Origin of the sequence: Gemmatirosa kalamazoonensis, assembly GCF_000522985.1 — a bacterium.
Lineage (GTDB): Bacteria > Gemmatimonadota > Gemmatimonadetes > Gemmatimonadales > Gemmatimonadaceae > Gemmatirosa > Gemmatirosa kalamazoonensis.
This window is the reverse complement of record NZ_CP007128.1, coordinates 1,495,372-1,513,889: the sequence shown is the minus strand read 5'-3', so window position 1 is coordinate 1,513,889 and position 18,518 is coordinate 1,495,372. Positions and strand designations below refer to the sequence as shown.

Here is an 18,518-nt window from a genome sequence, read left to right as displayed (position 1 = left end):
GGATCCCAGGATCCTGAGGATCCTTTCATCCCCAGATCTCTTGCTGTCGAAGAGGCAGTCCTCTGCGGTTCGATGTGGTTCACCGCATCACGCGTCGCGGGTCACGCGCACCCCCGCCAACGCGAACCGGATCGCCCCGTCCACGTACCGCTGCTGATCGATGCGGCGGTCGAGGCGGTCGGCGATGATCGTCGACACCACGCCGTGCAGCGTCGCCCACAGCGCCGTCGCGGCGATGCGCGCGTCGTCGGGGGCCGCGACGCTCTCGGGCACGTACGCGGTCACGAGATCCGCGATGAGATCGAAGTTGCGCCGCGCTCGGCGGAACAGCTCCTTCGGGTACCGCGCCATGCGGTCCGAGTGGAACATGTACATGATCTCGTAGAACTCGCGGTTCGCGAGCCCGAACTCCACGTAGGCGCGGCAGATCGCCTCGAGCTTGTCGCGCGGCGTGCCGTCGGCGTCGGCGATGTCGGTCATGCGCCGGTACCACCGCTCGAAGCCCTCGTCCATGAGCGTGTGGACCAGCTCGTCCTTGCCCGCGAAGTAGAGGTAGATGCTGCTCACCGAGCACCCGACCGCGTTCGCGACGTCGCGCATGCTGAGGTCGCGGTAGCCCTCGCGAACGAGGAGCTGGCGCGCGGCATCGAGGACGGCGGTGCGGAGGTCGGTCTCGCGGCGGACGTGCATCACGCTCGCATCACGCTCGGGTGAACGGTGTTCGGGACGCCCCGAAGGGGATAGTGCCCGGCCCCGGACCGCGCAAGTGACGAGGCGCGGCGTCGCGGTGACGGGCACGAGGCGACGACGCTGTCGGCCGCGCCGCCGACGCTCGCATCTTGGCGCCATGCATCGGTCCTCCACGTGCACCCGCCGCGACTTCGTGCGATTCGGCGCCCTCGGCGCGGCGTCGCTCGCCGGCACGTCGCTCGGCGCGTGCCGACTGTTCGAGCCGAAGACGTCGAGCGGCGACTCGCCCGCCGCGCACCTCGTCTCGCGCCCCGGCGCCGCCACCGGCGCACGCGGGCCGCTCACGCCCGGCCTCGAGCCGCTCGACGTCGACACCTCGCAGGAGGTGCTGCTCTACGTCCCGACCGGCTACACGCCGGACCGACCAGCGCCGCTCGCCGTCGCGCTGCATGGCGCGGGACAGAGCGCGCGCACCGGCATCACGCCGCTCATGGCGCAGGCCGACGCGGTCGGGCTCATCGTCGTCGCGCCGCAGTCGGTGGGGTCGACGTGGGACTTCATCCGGGGCACGTATGGCCCCGACGTCGCGAACATGGACAAGGCGCTCGCGCGCGTCTTCCGCGACGCGAACGTCGACCCGGCGCGCATCGCGCTCACCGGCTTCTCCGACGGCGCGAGCTACGCGCTGTCGTTAGGCCTCACGAACGGCGACCTGTTCACCCGGCTGGTCGCGTTCTCGCCGTGCATCCTTTCGCCGGCCGCCCGCCGCGGCAAGCCGTCGATCTTCGTGTCGCACGGCACGCGCGACGGGGTGCTCCCGATCGACTCGTGCAGCCGCCGCTTCGTGCCGTCGCTGCGCGCCGACGGCTACGCGGTCACCTACCGCGAGTTCGACGGGCCGCACATGGTGCCGTCCGCGATCGCCGCGGAGGCAGCGGCGTTCATCATGCGCGCCTGACGGGACTCCACGTACGCGTTTCAGTAGGACTGAAGTGAGGACTGAAGGAGGACTGAAGAAGGACAACAACAAAGACGTTGTGTTGGTCCTTCTTCAGTCCTCCTTCAGTCCTTCTTCAGTCCAACGAACACTCGTACGTGGAGTCATGCCGCGACCGCGAGACCCTCCACCTCCACGAGAAGCGAACGGTGCATGCAGACCGTGTGCGATCGCCCCGTCTTCTCCGGGTACAGCGACCGATCGGCGCGATCGTACCCGACCGCCTCGAAGAACTCCGAGCTCACGGTGTGCGCGAACAGGCTCGCGTGCCCGCGCGCGAGCGCGAGCCGCTCCACGGCCGCCACCACGAGCCGGCCGAGCCCGCGGCCGTGCGCGTCGCGCGCCACGGCGAGCGACACCAGCTCGGCCAGCGACGGCGAGTACTCCCGCAGCGCGCCGCACGCGAGCACGCGGCCGCGCGCGTCCACCGCGACCACGTAGTCGTCCACCGCGCGCGCCACGTCGGCCGCGGTGCGCGGAAGCAGGATCTCCTCTTCCGCCCACTCCGCGACGAGCGCGGCGATCCCCGGCACGTCGTTAGGCACGGCCCGCCGCACGGCGACGGCACCCGTGAGGACATCGCGCGACGGCGTCACTTCGGCGGCGCTCCGGACGTCAGCACGCCCTCGAGGACGGAGAGGCCGCGCGCGAGATCCTCGCGCGAGATGACGAGCGGCGGCAGGATGCGCAGCGTGTACTCGCCCGCCGTCAGCACGAGCAGCCCGGCCTGGCGCGCGCGCTCCACGATCGCGCCCGCGCTCTCGTGCGTGTCGACGCCCCACATGAGCCCCGCGCCGCGCACCGCGCGGATCTTCCCCGTGCGCTCGCCGAGCGCGCGCAGCTGCTCGCCGAACCAGGCGCCCGTCTCGCGCACGTGCGCGAGCAGCGCCGGGTCGCCGAGGCGCGAGAGCACGTAGTTCGCCACGTGCGCCACGAGCGGCCCGCCGCCGAACGTCGTGCCGTGGTCGCCCGGCTTGATCGCGGCCGCGATCTCCGCGTTCACGAGGATCGCGCCCATCGGCAATCCGCCGGCGAGCGGCTTCGCGAGCGTCACCATGTCCGGCTCCACGCCGGTCGTCTCGTACGCGAACAGCGTCCCGAGCCGACCGAGGCCGCACTGGATCTCGTCGAACACGAGCGCGATGCGGCGCTCCGTCGTCATCGCCCGCAGCTCCTTCAGGAGCCCCGGAGCGACGACGCGCACGCCGCCCTCGCCCTGGATCGGCTCCACGATCACGGCCGCCACGCGCTCGCCGTCGAGCACCACGTCGAGCTCACGGATGTCGCGCTCGGCGATCGTCACGCCGCCGGCGAGCGGGCGGAACGGGGCGCGGTACGCGGGACGGTCGGTGGCCGCGAGCACGCCCAGCGTGCGCCCGTGGAACGCGCCGCGCAGGCTCACGATCTCGTGCTTCGCGCACGCGCCGAACACGCCCAGCTCGTCGCCCGGCGGCGCGGCGATCGCGCGCGCCCACCGGCGCGCGAACTTGAACGCGCCCTCGTTCGCCTCCGCGCCCGAGTTGCAGAAGAACGCCTTGCTCGCGAACGAGCGCTCCACGAGCCACGCCGCGAGCTGCTCGCCGGGCGCGGTGCGGAACAGGTTCGACGCGTGCACGATCCCCGACGCCGCGCCCTCCTGGATGGCGCGCACGAGCCCCGCGTCGCCGTAGCCCAGCGCGTTCACGGCGATGCCGCTCGTGAAGTCGAGGTACGCGTTCCCCTCGGCGTCCCACAGCGTGACGCCCTCGCCGCGCACGAGCTCCATCGGCGCGCGCTTGTACGTGCCTAACAGCGCGTCGGCGGATCCGGCGGCGGTCGTGGGGGAGACGAGAGTGGCCATGGGAGAGACTCGTGTCGCTGTGTGGAATGGGGCCGTTCGTATCTCGCGCGGAGACGCGGAGGACTTCCTTGGCTGTGTGAATGGACCGCAGAGGCCGCAGAGGGCCGCAGAGGACTGCCTCTTTGAATTGAACCACAGAGGACACGGAGGACACGGAGGAGAGCCACTCTTGTTTGGTTTCCTCTGTGTCCTCCGTGTCCGCTGTGGTAAGAAAAGCAGTTGCCGTTCTCTGCGGCTCTCTGCGACCCTCTGCGGTTCAATTCGAAAAGCGTCCTCCGCGTCCCCGCGCGAGAAATCGCCGAGCGTCAGGCCGACGATGTGGCTCGCGTGCCTGCCCGGACGATCGTCGTGCCGGCCGACGCGTCGCCTAACGCGGCGAGGTCGCCGATGCGGACGTGGTCGACGCCGGCGAGCAGCGCGTGGCGCGCGGCCTCGAGCTTCGCCGCCATTCCGCCCGCCGCGGTGCCGTCGGCGACGAGCGACGCGGCGGCGGCGAGGTCCAGCTCGCGCACCAGTGCGCCGTCGCGCAGCACGCCCGGCACGTCGGCCATGAAGAACAGCTCCGCCGCGCCGAGCGCGATCGCGATCGCCGCCGCGGCGTCGTCGCCGTTCACGTTGAGCGCGACACCCGCGCGCTCCGTGCTCGCCGAGACGGGGCTGATCACCGGGCAGTGGCCCGCGCCGAGCAGCAGCTCGAGCAGCGCCGCGTCCACGCGCGCCGGCTCGCCCACGAGGCCCAGCGCCGGGTTCGACGTCGGCGCCGCCTGCAGCAGCGCGCCGTCCTCGCCCGACAGGCCGAGCGCGGGCACGCCGGCCGCGCGGAAGTCGGACACGAGCTGCTTGTTCGCGAGGCCGGAGAGGCCCATGCGAATGATCTGGATGTCCGCCTCGCTCGTGACTCGACGGCCGCCGACGAACACCGGCGCGAGGCCGCGCGCGCGCTGCAGCTCGCTCACGACGTCGCCGCCGCCGTGCACGACCACGAGCCGACCGCCCGTCGCGCGCCACACCGCGGCGACGGCATCGGGCAGCTCGACCGCGCCCTGCGTGCGGCCGCCCAGCTTGACGACGATGGTCGCGTTAGGCGCGCTCACCGCGGCAGCCCCGCGGCCTCGTCGAGGCCGAGCATGAGGTTCGCGTTCTGCAGCGCCTGTCCCGCGGCGCCCTTCACGAGATTGTCGATCGCCGAGAGCACGAGCAGCGTCGGACGCCGCATCCCCTGGAGCGGCATCGCGGCGATGCGCACGACGTTGCGCCGCGTCACGTCGCGCAGCGCCGGCGACACGTTCCCGTCGACGATCTCCACGAACGGCTCGCCCGCGTAGCGCTCGCGCCAGAGCCCGGCCACGTCGTCAGGCAGCTCCGTCACGGGCACGGTCATCGTCGCCAGGATGCCGCGGTGCACGGGGAGCAGGTGCGGCGTGAACACGAGGTCCACGTCGGCGCCGAGCCGCTCCATCGTCGCGCGCATCTCGGGCAGGTGGCGATGCACGTTGCCGGCGCCGTACGCGCGGAAATCCTCCGTCACCTCGCCGAACAGCATGTCGGCCTTCGGCGAGTTGCCGGCCCCCGACACGCCGCTCGCCGCGGCGACGCTCACGACCGCGCCCTCCGGCAGCAGCCCACGCTCGGCCAGCGGCGCGAGACCGAGGAGGACCGACGTCGGATAACAGCCCGGGTTCGCGACCACGTCGGCGCCCCTGACATCGTCGCGGAACAGCTCCGGCAACCCGTAGGGTACCTCCACGCTCTCCGTTCCACGCTCCACGCTCGCTCCGCCGCCCGACATGGCGAGCGTGGAGCGTGGAGCGTGGAGCGCGGAGAGAACCTCCGGCTTGATGTGCCCGGGCCGCAGATCCGACGACAGATCGACCACCTTCGCGCCGGCGGCGCGGGCGCGGGCCGACCAGGTGGCCGACGCGCCGTGCGGCAGCGCGCTGAAGACGAGCGCCGCCTCGTCCAGGCGGGCGTCGTCGGGGGCGACGAACGTGACGTCGATCGGCGCGCCGGTGCCCGCGGCGCGCACGCGCGCGGTCTCGCCACGCCGGGAGTCGGCGCTCGCGAACCGGAGCGAGAGCTGCGGATGGCCGGCCACGAGGCCGCAGAGCTCACGCCCCGCGTAGCCACTCGCGCCCAACACGCCGACCGGGATCTTATGCATGGTGAATGCATAATCTTGCAGCCACCCCGCGTCAACCGCTTGGGCGCCCGATGTTTACCTCGCCCCGCGCCGGAGTCAGTCCGCGCGCAGCGCCTCGGTCGGGTTCACGCGCGTCGCTCGACGCGCCGGCACCAGGCTCGCCGCCGCCGCCACGCCGAGCAGCGAGACGGCCACCGCCGCGATCACCGTGGGCTCGCGTGGCGACGTGTCGAACAACAGGTCGGCCACCCAGCGGGCGCCGACGAGCGCGAGGACGAGCCCCATGCCCACGCCGACGGCCGCGATGCGAAGCCCGTCCCCGACGACGAGCCGCGCCACGGCCGGACGCGCCGCGCCGAGCGCGATGCGCACCCCGATCTCGCGCGTGCGCTGCGCCACCGCGTACGCCACCGCCGCGTACAGCCCGAGCGCGGCGAGCAGCGCGGCGAGCGCGCCGAACGCCGTGAACACCGCCGCCCCGATCCGCCACGGCCGGATCTGTGGGTCGAGCGCGTCGCCCAGCCGGTGCACGTCCACGTACGGCAGCCCCGGGTCGAGCTCCCGCAGCACCCGCTCGACGGTGCGCTCCATCCCGCGCGCCCCCGGCGCGGCGCGCACGAGCAGCACGCGGTCGCCCACGTCGGTCGGGTCGAGCGGCACATAGAGCCACAGCCGCTGGTCCTCGCGGATCTGGAACGTGTGGGCGTTCCGCACCACGCCGACCACCCGGGCGCACGCGTCCGGCGCCCACGTCGGATACACGCACTCCCCGAGCGGCGAGCGCCCCGGCCACGCCACGCGCGCGAGCGCTTCGTTCACCACCACCACCGGCGCCCCGCCGCGATCGGCCGGCAGGAACCCTCGGCCGCTCGCGATGCGCATCCCGCTCGCGTCGAAGAAGCCGTCCGAGACGTAGTTGACGAACGGCACCCCCTTCGACGTGCTCAGCACCTCGCCGGCGGGCTGCAGACGGAAGCTCCCTCCCTGCGCCGTGCGGAGCGGCGCGCTGACCGACACGCTCGCGCTCCGCACGCCGGGCACCGCGCGCAGCCGCTCCAGCGCCCGCTCGTGGAACGCCATCACGTCCGGTCCCGGCCGGCCGGTTCCGGTGAAGTCGATCCGGACGACGAACGAGTGGTCCGGATCGAGCCCGAGGTCCATCGTCGTCACGCGGTGCAGGCTGCGCACGAACAGCCCGGCGCCCACCAGCAGCACGGCGGAGAGCGCGCTCTGCGACACCAGCAGCCCCCGGTACAGTGACGATCGCCGCGTCGCCCCGTGCTGCGCGCCGTCGCGCAGTCCCGCCGCCACGTCGCGCCGGGTCTGCAGCACGGGAACGAGACCGGTCAGCACGGCCGCCGCGACCACCGTCCCCGCGAACAGCGCGACCGTATGCCAGTCCACCCCCGCGCTCTCCGCGATCATCCCGGGCAGCAGCACGCGACGCACCCACGCGCCGCCGACCGCGATCACCATCGCCGCAGCGACGCCGCCCGACAGGGCCAGCGCAGCGCTCTCCACGAACAGGAGCGCGGCGAGTCGGCGCCGGCTCATGCCGAGCGCGAGCCGCACCGCGATCTCGCGGCGACGGCGCAGGGCGCGCAGCAGAAGCAGGCTGGCCACGTTCGCGCACGCGATCGCCAGCAGCACCCCCGCCACGCCGACGAGCCACGCGGCCACGGTCGCCTCCGGGATGCGGCGCCCGTCGAAGCCGGCGGCACCGGTGAGCGGGCCGAGCGACACGTGCGTCCGGAAGTGGCTGCGGTACTGCGACGGGAACGTCCGATCCTCCTCTTCCACGAGGAGTTTTTGGAGGCGCGACAGCTCCGCGGCCACGCGCGCCGGCGGGACGTCGGGGCGCGGACGCACGACGAACTTCAGGTTCGACGAGCTCGCGAACGTGTGCCACGTCGCCGGCCGCCCCTGCCCGTCCGCCTCGGTGAACAGCGGGAGCCACACGTCCGTGTCGGTGAGATCCACGCCACGGAACCCGCGCGGCGCGACGCCGACGACGCGATACGGGAGTCCCTTCACGTGGAGCGTGGTGCCGACCACCGCCGGATCACCGCCGAAGCGCCGCTGCCAGAACGCGTGGCCCAGCACGACCACGCGTGCGCCGGTCGCCGGGTGCGCCTCGTCGTCGGCGATGAAGCGGCCGAGCGCGGGGCGGGTGCCGAGCGTTCGCCAGAACCCGGCCGAGACGAACGTCGCGTGGACCATCCGGGCGTCCGCTCCGACGCCCACCGTGAGCGAGTTCCCCGGCGAGTACGCGGCGACGCCGGCGAGCGTGCGCGCCTCCGTTCGCACACGCTCGTAGAACGGGTAGGAGAGCTGGTCGAACGTGCGGGCGGAGTCGCCCGCGCGCTCGTAGTGGAAGTAGGGTCGCGCCACGCGATCCGCTGCCGCGACGTGCGGCGGCGGCTCGAGCAGCAGCCGGCGCATCGTGCCGTACATCGACGCCGCCGCGCCGATGCCGATGGCGAGCGTGAGCACCACGCCGGCGGTGAACGTCGGCGTGCGGCGCAGGCCGCGCAGCACGTAGCGCAGGTCGGCCAGCAGCTGCCGCCACCACCGCATCCGCTCGCGCCGCCGCTCCACGCGCTCGCCGATCTCGCGCAGCCCTCGGCGGGTCGCCGCCTCGTCGCCGAACTCCTCGTGAGCGATCCGCGTCGCGTCCTGTGCGGAGTGGCCCCGCGCGCGCAGATCCTCGATGCGCTGCTCGAAGTGAAAGCGCAGCTCGTCGTCGATGTCGGCATCGACGTCGGCGCGCCAGAAGCGCAGGAAGTGGCGCCACTTCGGAACGTCGGGCATGGCGATCTCGCGGTCAGGCGGGACGCGGCGCGGTGGTCAGCACGCCGGTCATGCCGGCGGCGTAGCGCTCCCACTGTTCGGCCTGGACGCGCAGCTCGCGCCGGCCGGCGGTCGTGAGCCGATAGAACTTCGCCCGCTTCCCCTGCTCGGTGTGCCCCCACTCGGCCTCGATCGCGCCGCGCTCCTCGAGGCGGTGGAGCGCGGTGTACAGCGCGCCGTCGAGGATGCGGAACGTGTTGCCCGAGGACTCGCGGATCCACCGCGCGATCCCGTAGCCGTGGCTCGGCCCCCACGAGAGGGTCTTCAGCACGAGCACGTCGAGCGTGCCGAGCAGGATGTCGATCGCCGCGTCGTCGGTCATGGCGGCATCATACCCTCAGGCGTTGATACCATCAAGGGTTGAGGGAATCGGCGGGGTTGGCGGGATGCGTTATCGTTGAGCCCATGAACAAGCGCGACCGCCACCGGACCATCCGCGAGATCGTCGCCGCGACCGTCGTCGGCTCGCAGGAGGAGCTGCGGCAACGCCTCGCCGAGCGAGGATGGGACGTCACTCAGTCGACACTGTCGCGCGACCTGCACGAGCTCCGGCTCGCCCGCGTCCCGACCGCCGACGGCATGCGGTACGTCGCGTCGACCGACGCCGAGGCGAGCGAGCGGGGGCGCGTGGCGCTGGAGGCGCTGCTGCCGCAGCTGTTCGCCCGCATCGACGGCGTCGGGGAGCTGATCGTGCTCCACACCGTCCCCGGCGGCGCCCAGCCGATCGCCGCCGCGTTCGACGCCGCGCGATGGCCCGACGTCCTCGGCACCATCGCCGGCGACGACACGATCCTCATCGTCTGCCGGTCGGCACAGGCGCGCGAGCAGCTCATCCGGAAGATCCGGAAGGTGGCCGAGGAGACCTAGGGCAGGAGGGCAGGAGGGCAGGAGGGCGGGAGGGCAGGAGCTTTCGCCTCTCGTGCCCTCCTGCCCTCCTGCCCTCCTGCCCTCGCATTTTTGTCACCTCGTGCGTTCGCGCGGTACGGTCGCGTGACGCGGGGCGGGCATCCTGGGCGCACACCCTTCAGGAGCCCGACCATGCCCGCCCGCGCCACCCGTCCGACCCGCCGCACCGCCCCGTCGACCCCCACGCCCACCCCCGCGGTCGTCGCGGAGCCCGTCCCGACGGCCGTCGAGCCGCCGCCGGCGCCGCCGTTCGCGGGCTACCGCGGCCTCAAGGTCTGGCAGCGCGCCATGGACCTCGGCGCCGCGGTCTACCACGTCTCGCACGTCATGGCGGACGACGTGCTGGCCGAGGAGCTGTGGCGCACCGCGCTGTCGATCCCGGCGCACATCGCCGCGGGGAACTCGCTCTACGTCCGTGCCGAGTACGTGGCGCAGCTGTCCGCGGCGCACGGGCAGGTGGCGCGCCTCGAGTGCCTCCTGCACCTCGCCGACCGGCTGACCGCGCTCTCCGGCACCGACAGCGCGCCGCTCCTCGCGAGCGCCGCCGACATCGGCCGGATGCTGCGCGGGCTCGCGCGGGCGCTGCAGCCGAAGGGCGAGACAGCGGAGGCGGCGGCCTGAGTCGTCTCACGCGGAGACGCGGAGCACGCGGAGAACTGCCTTTGCTTTTGATGTGCTCCGCGTGCTCCGCGTCTCCGCGTGAGAGCCAAAGCCGTTGCCGGGCATTGACTTCGGCGCCGAAATCCGGTTAATTATGCAGCATCGTTGCATATTCAACCGGAGCCGCCATGACCCCGAAGAACCGTCCCGCCCCCAAGACGATCGCGCTCGCCTACTCCGGTGGGCTCGACACGTCGATCATCGTGCCCTGGCTCAAGGAGCACTATCCCGGCGCGCGCGTGGTCTGCGTGGCGGCCGAGATCGGGCAGGGGGACGAGCTCGAGGGGATCAAGCAGAAGGCGATCGCTTCCGGTGCCGACGAGTGCTACGTCGAGGACCTCCGCGAGGAGTTCGTCCGCGACTTCATCTTCCCGACGCTCCGCGCCGGCGCGATCTACAACCGGAAGTACCTCCTCGGCACCTCCATGGCCCGGCCGCTCATCGCGAAGCGGCAGGTGGAGATCGCGCGCATGGTGGGCGCCGACGCGCTCGCCCATGGGTGCACCGGCAAGGGGAACGACCAGGTGCGCTTCGAGCTCACCTACATGACGTTCGCGCCCGACCTCCCGGTCATCGCGCCGTGGCGCGAGTGGGACATCCGCAGCCGCGAGGACGCGCTCGAGTACGCGGCGAAGAAGGGCGTGCCGGTCGCCGCGACGATCACGAAGATCTACTCGCGCGACCGCAACATCTGGCACCTGTCGCACGAGGGGGGCGTGCTCGAGAGCCCGGCGAACGCGCCGCTCGAGGACATGTTCCAGCTCACGACCGATCCGACGACCGCGCCTAACGCGGCCGAGGACGTCGTCATCACGTTCGAGAAGGGCACGCCGGTCGCGATCAACGGCGAGACGCTCGGCCCGGTCGAGCTGCTCACGAAGATCAACGCGCTCGGCGCGAAGCACGGCGTCGGCCGCAGCGACATCGTCGAGGACCGCATGATCGGCATGAAGTCGCGCGGCGTGTACGAGACGCCGGGCGGCACGATCCTCTACGCCGCGCACTCGGAGCTCGAGCAGATGGTGCTCGACCGCCGCACGCTCGCCGCGAAGGACGTCATCGCGCCGCGCTACGCGGACCTCGTGTACGAGGGCCGCTGGTGGACGACGGAGCGCGAGGCGTACGACGCGTTCGTGAACGTCACGCAGGAGCGCATCACGGGCACGGTCACGATGCGCCTGTTCAAGGGGTCGGCGAACGTCGTCGGGCGCGAGTCGATCCACGCGCTGTACGACGAGCGGTTCGTCACGTTCGGCGAGGATGACGTGTACGAGCAGAGCGACGCCGCGGGCTACATCCGCCTGTACGGGCTGTCGCAGCGCGTGCGCGCGATCAAGGACCAGGAGCTCGCCGCCGAGGCGGAGGCGGCGGCCGTCGCCAAGGCGAACGCGCCGGTGCGCGCGTGAACCCGCTGAAGCCGCGCGTCGTCCGCGACGACGACACGGGCGCTCTCATCTCCGAGGGCGCCGGCGAGGCGGCCGGTGCGCCGCACAAGCTCTGGGGGGGCCGCTTCGCCGGCGGCCCCTCGCCCATTCTCGAGGCGATCAACCGCTCCATCGGCGTCGACTTCCGCCTGTGGCCGTTCGACGTCCAGCTGTCGAAGGCCTGGGCCGTCGCGCTGTGGAACGCGGGCGTGCTCACGCTCGAGGAGAGCCGTGAGATCGAGCGCGGCCTCGACGTCGTCGCCGAGCGGCTGAAGGGCGGCACGCAGCCCACGGCCGCCGACGAGGACATCCACACCATGATCGACCGCCTGCTGCACGAGGCGGTCGGCACGGTCGCGTCCAAGCTGCACACGGGGCGAAGCCGCAACGATCAGGTGGCGACCGCCACGCGCCTGTGGACGATGGACGCGTGCGTGCGCCTCGATGCCGCCGTGCGCGAGCTGCAGGGCGTGATCATCGCGCAGGCGGAGCGCGCCCAGGACGTGCTGATGCCCGCGTACACGCACATGCAGCGCGCGCAGCCGGTGTCCGCCGCGCACTGGCTGCTGTCGCACTTCTGGCCGCTGGACCGCGACCGCGCGCGCATCGCCGCCGCGGCGCGCGGCGCGAACGAGCTGCCGTTAGGCAGCGGCGCCGTCGCCGGCTCGGCGTTCCCGGTGTCGCGCGTGCTGCTGAAGGAGTCGCTCGGCTTCCAGGGCGTCATCCGCAACAGCATGGACGCGGTGGGCGACCGCGACTTCATCGCCGAGCTGCTGTTCGCGATCTCGCTCATGGGCGCGCATCTGTCGCGGCTCGCCGAGGATCTCATCCTGTACGGGTCGAGCGAGTTCGGGTTCGTGAAGTTCGGCGACGGCTTCACGACCGGCTCCAGCATGATGCCGCAGAAGCGCAACCCGGACGCGCTGGAGCTCGCGCGCGGGTCGGCGGCGCGCTTCCTCGGCGATCTGGTGTCGCTGTTAGGCGCGCTGAAGGGGCTGCCGAGCGGCTACAACAAGGACCTGCAGGACGACAAGCGCGCGCTGTTCGACGCCGTGGACGCGGCGCTGCTCGTGCTGCCCGCGGTGGCCGGCACGCTGGCCGAGCTCACGCTGCAGGAGAAGCGCATGCAGGCGGCGCTGTCGAGCACGATGATGGCGACCGACCTCGCCGACTACCTCGTGCGCAAGGGCGCCACGTTCCGCGAGTCGCACGGCGCGGTGGGGTCGCTCGTGCGGCAGGCCGAGGAGCGCGGCATCGAGATGACGGAGCTGCCGCTCGACGCGTACAAGGCGGCGCACCCGCTGTTCGGCGACGACGTGATGGACGCGCTGTCGCCGGTCAGCTCGGTGCAGCACCGCGAGGCGGTCGGCGGCACCGGCCCCGAGGCGGTGCGCGCCCAGCTCGAGGCGGCCCGCCAGGCGCTGCACCCCGCGCACGAGCAGCCGCAGCCCACCGCGAGCGCGAACGAGCTGTCGGAGAACGTGGTCCTCAACGTCTGATACTGCGGCGCTGAACGGGCGGCGCTGGGACGGCGGTGCCGGAACCGCAGCGCTGATACGGCGTCGACGGTGCGAGGGAGGCCAGGTATCTTCCGACTGGCCGACGCCGCCGTTCCAGCGCCGCCCGTTCAGAGCCGCCTCACCAGCGCCGCCCCACCAGCGCCGCATCACCAGCCTCATTTCATGGCGAAGATCACCGCGACCGACTGGATCTGGCGCGACGGGGAGTTCATTCCCTGGAACGACGCGCAGGTCCATCTGCTCTCCCACTCGATGCAGTTCGGCTCCTCGGTATTCGAGGGGATCCGCTGCTACAGCACGCCGCGCGGGCCGGCCATCTTCCGGCTGGAGGACCATCTCAAGCGGATGGTCAACTCGTGCAAGATCTACCGGATGGAGGTGAAGTACACGGTCGACGACCTCGTCGCCGCGTGCTGCGAGCTGGTGGAGAAGAACGGCCTCGACGCGTGCTACCTGCGGCCGATGGTGCTGCGCGGCTACGGCGCGACGGGCATGGTGCCGTTCGACAGCCCGGTGGAGGTCTACCTCCCCTGCTGGCCGTGGGGCGCGTACCTCGGCGAGGGCGCGCTGGAGAACGGCGTGGACGCGTGCGTCTCGACGTGGAACCGCGTGGCACCGAACACCATCCCGTCGATGGCGAAGGTGGCGGGGAACTACCTCAGCGGTCAGCTCATCAAGATGGAGGCGCTGACGAACGGCTTCCACGAGGCGATCGCGCTCACGACCGAGGGGATGATCAGCGAGGGCTCGGGGCAGAACGTGTTCCTCGTGAGCGGCGGCACGCTGTACACGGCGCCGATCGACGGCACGCTGCTGCACGGCATCACGCGCGACAGCATCATCACGATCGCGCGCGACCTCGGCCTGCCGGTGCGCGAGCAGCACGTGCCGCGCGAGGCGCTGTACACGGCCGACGAGGTGTTCCTCACCGGCACGGCGAGCGAGGTGACGCCGGTGCGCTCGGTGGACCGCATCGCGGTCGGCGCGGGCAAGCCGGGCCCCATCACCCAGCAGATCCAGCGCCGCTTCCTCGACATCGTGAAGGGCGCGGGCGAGGACACGCACAACTGGCTCACGTACGTCCGCGCGGAGCGAACGGCGAGCGTCTAGTAGATCTCAACCGCAGAGGACGCAGAGGGCGCAGAGGAGCCGTTAGGCAGTCCTCTGCGCCCTCTGCGTCCTCTGCGGTTCAATGCTTCAGGGCTCGGCCGTGAGCGGCTTGTTCGCCGCGAAGTCGTACAGCGTCAATCGCCGCAGCCGGTAGTACCCCAGCCAGTACGAGCGCATCGCCTGCACGAGCGACTGCCGCGCGGCGTCCTTCTCGCTCTGGGCGATGTACAGGTTGTCGATGCCGATCTTGCCGATCACGTAGCGGTTCTTCGCGATCTCGAACCGCTTCGCGCCGACCGAGTCGGCCTTGATCGCGAGGTCGAGCTGCCGGCGGTCGAGCGGGATCTCGAGCGCGGCGAAGCGGGCGTCCTGCTCCAGCGTCGCGCGCTGGTTCTTCGCCACGAACTCGGTGCGCTCGCGATCGGCACGCGCCGCCTCCACCTCGGCGTGGCCGGCGCGCCACTGCACGATCGGCATCTGCACGTTCACGCTCACCCGCTGCTGGTCGAGCAGCGAGTTGTACGCCGTGCCGAACGACGGCGCGGTCTGGTTGAGCCCCGCGGTCGCCGTCACCGTCGCGCCGAAGCGGTTGTTCAGCTGCGCCTCGCGCACCCGGCGGCTCGCCTGCACGTCCTGCAGCTCGAGGTCCACCATCGAGCTCCGGTTGCGCAGCGCCTCGGCCGCCGCCTTGTCCGGGTCGGCGGTGAACTCGGGGAACTGCGCCGGCGGCGCGATGGGGCCTAACGCGTCGGGCGCGATGCCCAGCGTCACGGCGAGCGCCGCCCGCGCGCGCTGGGTCGCGAGCTTCGCCGCGTCGAGCGAGGCGCGGGCGCGGAGCAGCGCGAGCTCGCTCTGCAGCAGGTCGTTCTCGCCGATCTTGCCGACCTCGAGGCGGCCCTTCGACAGCGTGTACAGCGAGTCGTTCACGGCCACGTTCGTCGCCGCGTTCTCCTCGGTGACCTGCGCCGAGTAGACGTCGAAGAACGCGGCCACCGCCTGCGTCGAGACGTCCTCGCGCGCCTCGAGCCAGCGGCGCTCGGCGGCGTCGCTGTTGAGCGACTGCTCGCGCGAGTCCCACGCCAGCCGGTTCGGCCGGAAGATCCCCTGCGTGATGCCGATGATGACGGGCGACGACTGGTACAGCCGCGTCGCGCCCTTGTCGCCGTAGACGTCGAGCCGGCTGAGCCCCGTCGACACGAACAGCGAGCCGCCGGAGAACGGCAGCGGCTGACGCGCCGTGACCGAGAAGCTCGACTCCATCTGCCGCTGCGCGAGGTAGAGCGTCTTCCCGTCCGGCTGCACGACGGGGACGATCGCGCGGTTGAGGTTCGGCGCCACGGCGTCGAGGCTGAGCTGCGGCATGAGCCGCGCGTCGAACGCCTTGTCGCGCCAGCGCGCGGCACGCACCGCCTGCAGCGCGGCGCGCCCGGCGGGGCCGTTCTCGGCGGCGCGCTGCACGGCCTGCTCGAGCGTGAGCGGCGCGCCGTTAGGCGCCGGCTGCGCGAGCGCCGGCGAGGCGCCTAACGCGAGGAGGACGAGGGACTTCGCGGGGTGCATCATTCGTAGCGGAGGCAGACGACGGGGTCCTGGCGCGCGGCACGCCAGGCGGGGACGATGCCGAAGCCGAGTCCCACGGCGAGCGAGACGCCGAAGGCCACGGTCACGGACACCGCCGAGACGATCGTGCGGATGTCGGCGACGTGCTCGATCGCGACGCTGAGCCCCACGCCGACGAGGATGCCGGCGACGCCGCCCGCGGTGCTGATGAGCACCGCCTCGGCGAGGAACTGCGCGAGCACGTCGCGGCGCGTGGCGCCCATCGCGCGGCGCACCCCGATCTCGCGGATGCGCTCGAGCACCGACGCGAGCATGATGTTCATGATCCCGATGCCGCCGACGAGCAGCGAGATCGACGCGATGGCGCCGAGCACGATGTTGAAGATCGCCTTCGTGCGCTGCTCCTGCTTCAGCAGCAGCTCGGGGACGGTCACCTCGTAGTCGACCACCGCGTTGTGTCGCCGCGCCATGAGCCGCCGCACGACGTCGGCCACCTGCGCCACGTAGCGGGCGTCCTCGACGCGGATCACGAGTCGGTCGAGCTGGTTCGGGTTGAGCCGCTCGGCGCGCCGCTGCGGGTCCTCGGCGTCGGCCTGGTTGTTGTTGTCGTCGCTGAACTCCTGCGCCGCCTTCTCCACGTCGCGCGACGTGATCTGCGCGCGGTTGCGGTAGCGCACGAGCGCGGTGGAGAGGGGCACGTAGACGTCCATGTTCGCGTCGCGGATGCCGAGCTTCTCCGCCGTCGACTGGGACGACGGACGCGGCGCGAGCACGCCGACCACGGTGAGCCACACGTCGCCGACCTTGATGCGGCGGCCGATCGGCGGCTCGCTCGTGAAGAACCGCGCCCGGAGCGCGCTGCCGATGATCGCCACCGGCAGCCCGCGCGTGACGTGCAGCGTGCCGAAGCGCGTGCCCTCGGCGATCTGCAGGTTGAACGCGTCGAAGTACGTCGTGTCCACGCCGACGAGCTTCACCGAGCGGCGGTGCCCCTCGCGCGTGGCCATCGAGTTCAGCGCGAGCTCCGCGCTCACCGACTGCACGTGCGGGATGACCGCCGCGATCGCGCGCGCGCGTCGAGCTCCGTGAGCCCGGGCGAGAAGCGCTTCGTCTCCTTCTCCATCTTGTCCTCGGCCTTCTCCTGCTTCTGCTCCACGATCGGCGTGACGAGCACGTTGTTGGAGCCGAGGAGCTTCATCTGCGCGAGCACCTCCTGCTCCGCCCCCTTGCCGATGGCGAGCATCGCGATGACGGACGCGACGCCGAACAGGATGCCCAACGAGGTGAGCGCGGCGCGCAGCGTGTTGTGGCCCACGGCTTCGACCGCGGCCCGCAAGCCGAACACGGCGAGGCGCAGCATCGCCGCGCGCGACGCGCGGTTGCCCATGCCGGGCGGCGCGTACGGGGGCCGTCCGCCCGCCGGCGGTGCGTACGTCGCGCCGACGGGGCTGCTGAGGGTCGCCACGGGCGCCTCAGCGCTTGGCGTTAGGCACCGCGGGCACCGTCGCGTGCGCGGCGGTGTCGCCCGGCTTCCCGGGCGCCGGCGTCTTCGCGCCGCCGGGGAGCGCGACCACGGCGAGCGTCGCGGCGTCGGCGGGCGCCGCGAGCAGCACCTCCTCGTTCGCCCCGAGGCCGCGCGTCACGATCACCTCGTTGTCGTTCATGAGGCCCGTCTCGATCTCCTGCTTCACGACGCGGCTGCCGTCGCGCTTGTACACGAACGTGCGGCCGCCCTCCGCGACGAGCGCCTCGAGCGGGATGAAGCGCGCGTTCTTCACGACCGCCGTCTCCACCGCGTTCGACGTCGTCATGCCGGGGCGCAGCGTGGTGTCGGACTGCATCACCTGCACCTTCACCTCGAACACCTTCGCGTCCGTGTTCGGGCGCTGCTCACCGACGTTCGCCACCGCGGTCACCTTGCCGGTGAGCACCTTCGACGGGTCGGAGTCGAGCGAGAGCCGGACGGGCTGGCCGACGGCCAGCTTGCGGACGTCGATCTCGTTCACGTAGGTGATCGACTCCATGCTCGTGAGGTCGGGGAGCGTCGCCACGGTGGGCTCCCACGGCGACACCTGCGAGCCGACGGTCTTCTTCCGGCCGTTCCACTCCTTCGCGTAGATCACCATGCCGGGGGCCGGCGCCTTGATCGTGAACGCGCCGACGACGTCCTGGATGATCTTGAGGTTGTTCTTCTGGCGCTCGAGCTCCGCGCCGACCTCCGACATCTTCGCCTTCGCCTGCTGCGTCTTCGTCTCGTAGTCGCGCTTGGCCTGGGCGAGGGCGCGCGTCGCCTTCTCCATGTCGATGTCGGCCTGCCGCCGGATGCTCGGCGCCTCGTACTGCGCCTGCTCCTTCGCGAGCCGCTTCTCCTCCATCGCGTACTCCAGCGTGCGCATCTCCTCGCGCGCCTTCGACAGGTTCAGCGTGGAGTCGAGCTGCGCCTGGGTGTACTGCGCGTCGGCCTTCTGCACGTTGAGCGTGATCTCGCTCAGCTTCCCGGCCGCCGCGCCGCGGTCGAGCTCCGCGACGACGTCGCCCGCCTTCACGACGGTCCCCTCGGGGACGAGCGTCGCGATCTTGATCGGCTGGTAGATCTGCGCCTGCGGCAGGTTGCCGGGCCCCTGGACCTGCACCGAGTGGATCGCGCGCAGCTCCCCGGTGGTGGTCACGGTGACGTGGAAGTCGCCGGCCTTCACGCGGGCGACGAGCGGATCGGCGGCGGTCGGCGACGACCCGGCGAAGCGCCAGGCGACGAGGGACAGCGCCACGGCGCCAAGGGCGGCGCCGCCGACGAGCTTCGGGCTGAGACGAGGCATGGGCAGCA

At 72.0% G+C, this 18,518-nt stretch carries 17 protein-coding genes; 6 read left to right on the top strand and 11 right to left on the bottom strand.

From position 1 onward, the window contains the following. Nucleotides 1–87: 87 nt before the first annotated feature. Complete coding sequence (locus tag J421_RS06660) at nt 88–690, bottom strand: TetR/AcrR family transcriptional regulator (protein WP_025410395.1); 603 nt, start codon at nt 688–690, stop codon at nt 88–90. 157 nt (nt 691–847) lie between these two features. Between J421_RS06660 and J421_RS06655 the strand changes: the two genes are divergently transcribed. Next, nucleotides 848–1,648: an alpha/beta hydrolase gene (locus J421_RS06655; RefSeq protein WP_025410394.1), complete on the top strand. Its 801-nt coding sequence runs from the start codon at nt 848–850 to the stop codon at nt 1,646–1,648. Nucleotides 1,649–1,791: 143 nt separating this feature from the next. Here J421_RS06655 and J421_RS06650 read toward each other — a convergent pair whose 3' ends face one another. The 6 genes from J421_RS06650 to J421_RS06625 all read right to left on the bottom strand — a co-directional run bounded on the left by J421_RS06650 (nt 1,792) and on the right by J421_RS06625 (nt 8,839). After that, nucleotides 1,792–2,283 carry a GNAT family N-acetyltransferase gene (locus J421_RS06650; protein ID WP_025410393.1) on the bottom strand — a complete coding sequence of 164 codons (492 nt, stop codon included), beginning with the start codon at nt 2,281–2,283 and terminating at the stop codon, nt 1,792–1,794. Then, a complete protein-coding gene (locus J421_RS06645) occupies nt 2,280–3,527 on the bottom strand; it encodes an aspartate aminotransferase family protein (RefSeq protein WP_025410392.1) in 1,248 nt (415 codons plus the stop codon). Before J421_RS06645 ends, J421_RS06650 begins: the two co-directional genes overlap by 4 nt. A 305-nt stretch (nt 3,528–3,832) precedes the next feature. Beyond that, nucleotides 3,833–4,621, bottom strand: coding sequence for an acetylglutamate kinase (gene argB / locus J421_RS06640; protein ID WP_025410391.1), 789 nt, complete (start codon nt 4,619–4,621; stop codon nt 3,833–3,835). Then, the gene (locus tag J421_RS06635) at nt 4,618–5,688 is read right to left on the bottom strand and encodes an N-acetyl-gamma-glutamyl-phosphate reductase (protein WP_104022338.1); all 1,071 of its coding nucleotides are present in this window, start codon (nt 5,686–5,688) and stop codon (nt 4,618–4,620) included. Before J421_RS06635 ends, argB begins: the two co-directional genes overlap by 4 nt. A gap of 75 nt (nt 5,689–5,763) precedes the next feature. Then, nucleotides 5,764–8,478 (bottom strand): ADOP family duplicated permease, encoded by a 2,715-nt coding sequence (locus J421_RS06630; protein WP_025410389.1) that lies wholly within the window; start codon nt 8,476–8,478, stop codon nt 5,764–5,766. Nucleotides 8,479–8,491: 13 nt separating this feature from the next. Beyond that, entirely contained in the window at nt 8,492–8,839 is a 348-nt protein-coding gene (locus tag J421_RS06625) for a PadR family transcriptional regulator (RefSeq protein ID WP_025410388.1), read from the bottom strand. A gap of 83 nt (nt 8,840–8,922) precedes the next feature. Between J421_RS06625 and argR the strand changes: the two genes are divergently transcribed. From argR to J421_RS06600, 5 genes are all read left to right on the top strand, one after another. After that, entirely contained in the window at nt 8,923–9,384 is a 462-nt protein-coding gene (argR, locus tag J421_RS06620; RefSeq protein ID WP_025410387.1) for an arginine repressor, read from the top strand. A gap of 171 nt (nt 9,385–9,555) precedes the next feature. Continuing rightward, nucleotides 9,556–10,044, top strand: coding sequence for a four helix bundle protein (locus J421_RS06615; protein ID WP_025410386.1), 489 nt, complete (start codon nt 9,556–9,558; stop codon nt 10,042–10,044). A 167-nt stretch (nt 10,045–10,211) separates the two neighbouring features. Next, complete coding sequence (locus J421_RS06610; protein ID WP_025410385.1) at nt 10,212–11,489, top strand: argininosuccinate synthase; 1,278 nt, start codon at nt 10,212–10,214, stop codon at nt 11,487–11,489. Next, complete coding sequence (gene argH / locus J421_RS06605; RefSeq protein WP_025410384.1) at nt 11,486–13,006, top strand: argininosuccinate lyase; 1,521 nt, start codon at nt 11,486–11,488, stop codon at nt 13,004–13,006. The genes J421_RS06610 and argH overlap by 4 nt, the downstream gene beginning before the upstream one ends. A gap of 183 nt (nt 13,007–13,189) precedes the next feature. Beyond that, nucleotides 13,190–14,137 (top strand): branched-chain amino acid transaminase, encoded by a 948-nt coding sequence (locus J421_RS06600; protein ID WP_104022337.1) that lies wholly within the window; start codon nt 13,190–13,192, stop codon nt 14,135–14,137. 87 nt (nt 14,138–14,224) lie between these two features. On the opposite strand, the gene J421_RS06595 is transcribed toward J421_RS06600, so the two are convergent. From J421_RS06595 to J421_RS06580, 4 genes are read right to left on the bottom strand one after another with little or no spacing between them, the layout of a single operon-like run. Beyond that, nucleotides 14,225–15,697, bottom strand: a complete 1,473-nt coding sequence (locus J421_RS06595) for a TolC family protein (protein ID WP_025410382.1) — start codon at nt 15,695–15,697, stop codon at nt 14,225–14,227. After that, nucleotides 15,694–16,728: an ABC transporter permease gene (locus tag J421_RS34300; RefSeq protein WP_158508668.1), complete on the bottom strand. Its 1,035-nt coding sequence runs from the start codon at nt 16,726–16,728 to the stop codon at nt 15,694–15,696. Before J421_RS34300 ends, J421_RS06595 begins: the two co-directional genes overlap by 4 nt. Then, nucleotides 16,725–17,159 (bottom strand): ABC transporter permease, encoded by a 435-nt coding sequence (locus tag J421_RS34295; RefSeq protein WP_201773109.1) that lies wholly within the window; start codon nt 17,157–17,159, stop codon nt 16,725–16,727. The genes J421_RS34300 and J421_RS34295 overlap by 4 nt, the downstream gene beginning before the upstream one ends. A 7-nt stretch (nt 17,160–17,166) precedes the next feature. After that, entirely contained in the window at nt 17,167–18,510 is a 1,344-nt protein-coding gene (locus J421_RS06580) for an efflux RND transporter periplasmic adaptor subunit (RefSeq protein WP_025410381.1), read from the bottom strand. Between the last annotated feature and the right edge of the window lie 8 nt (nt 18,511–18,518).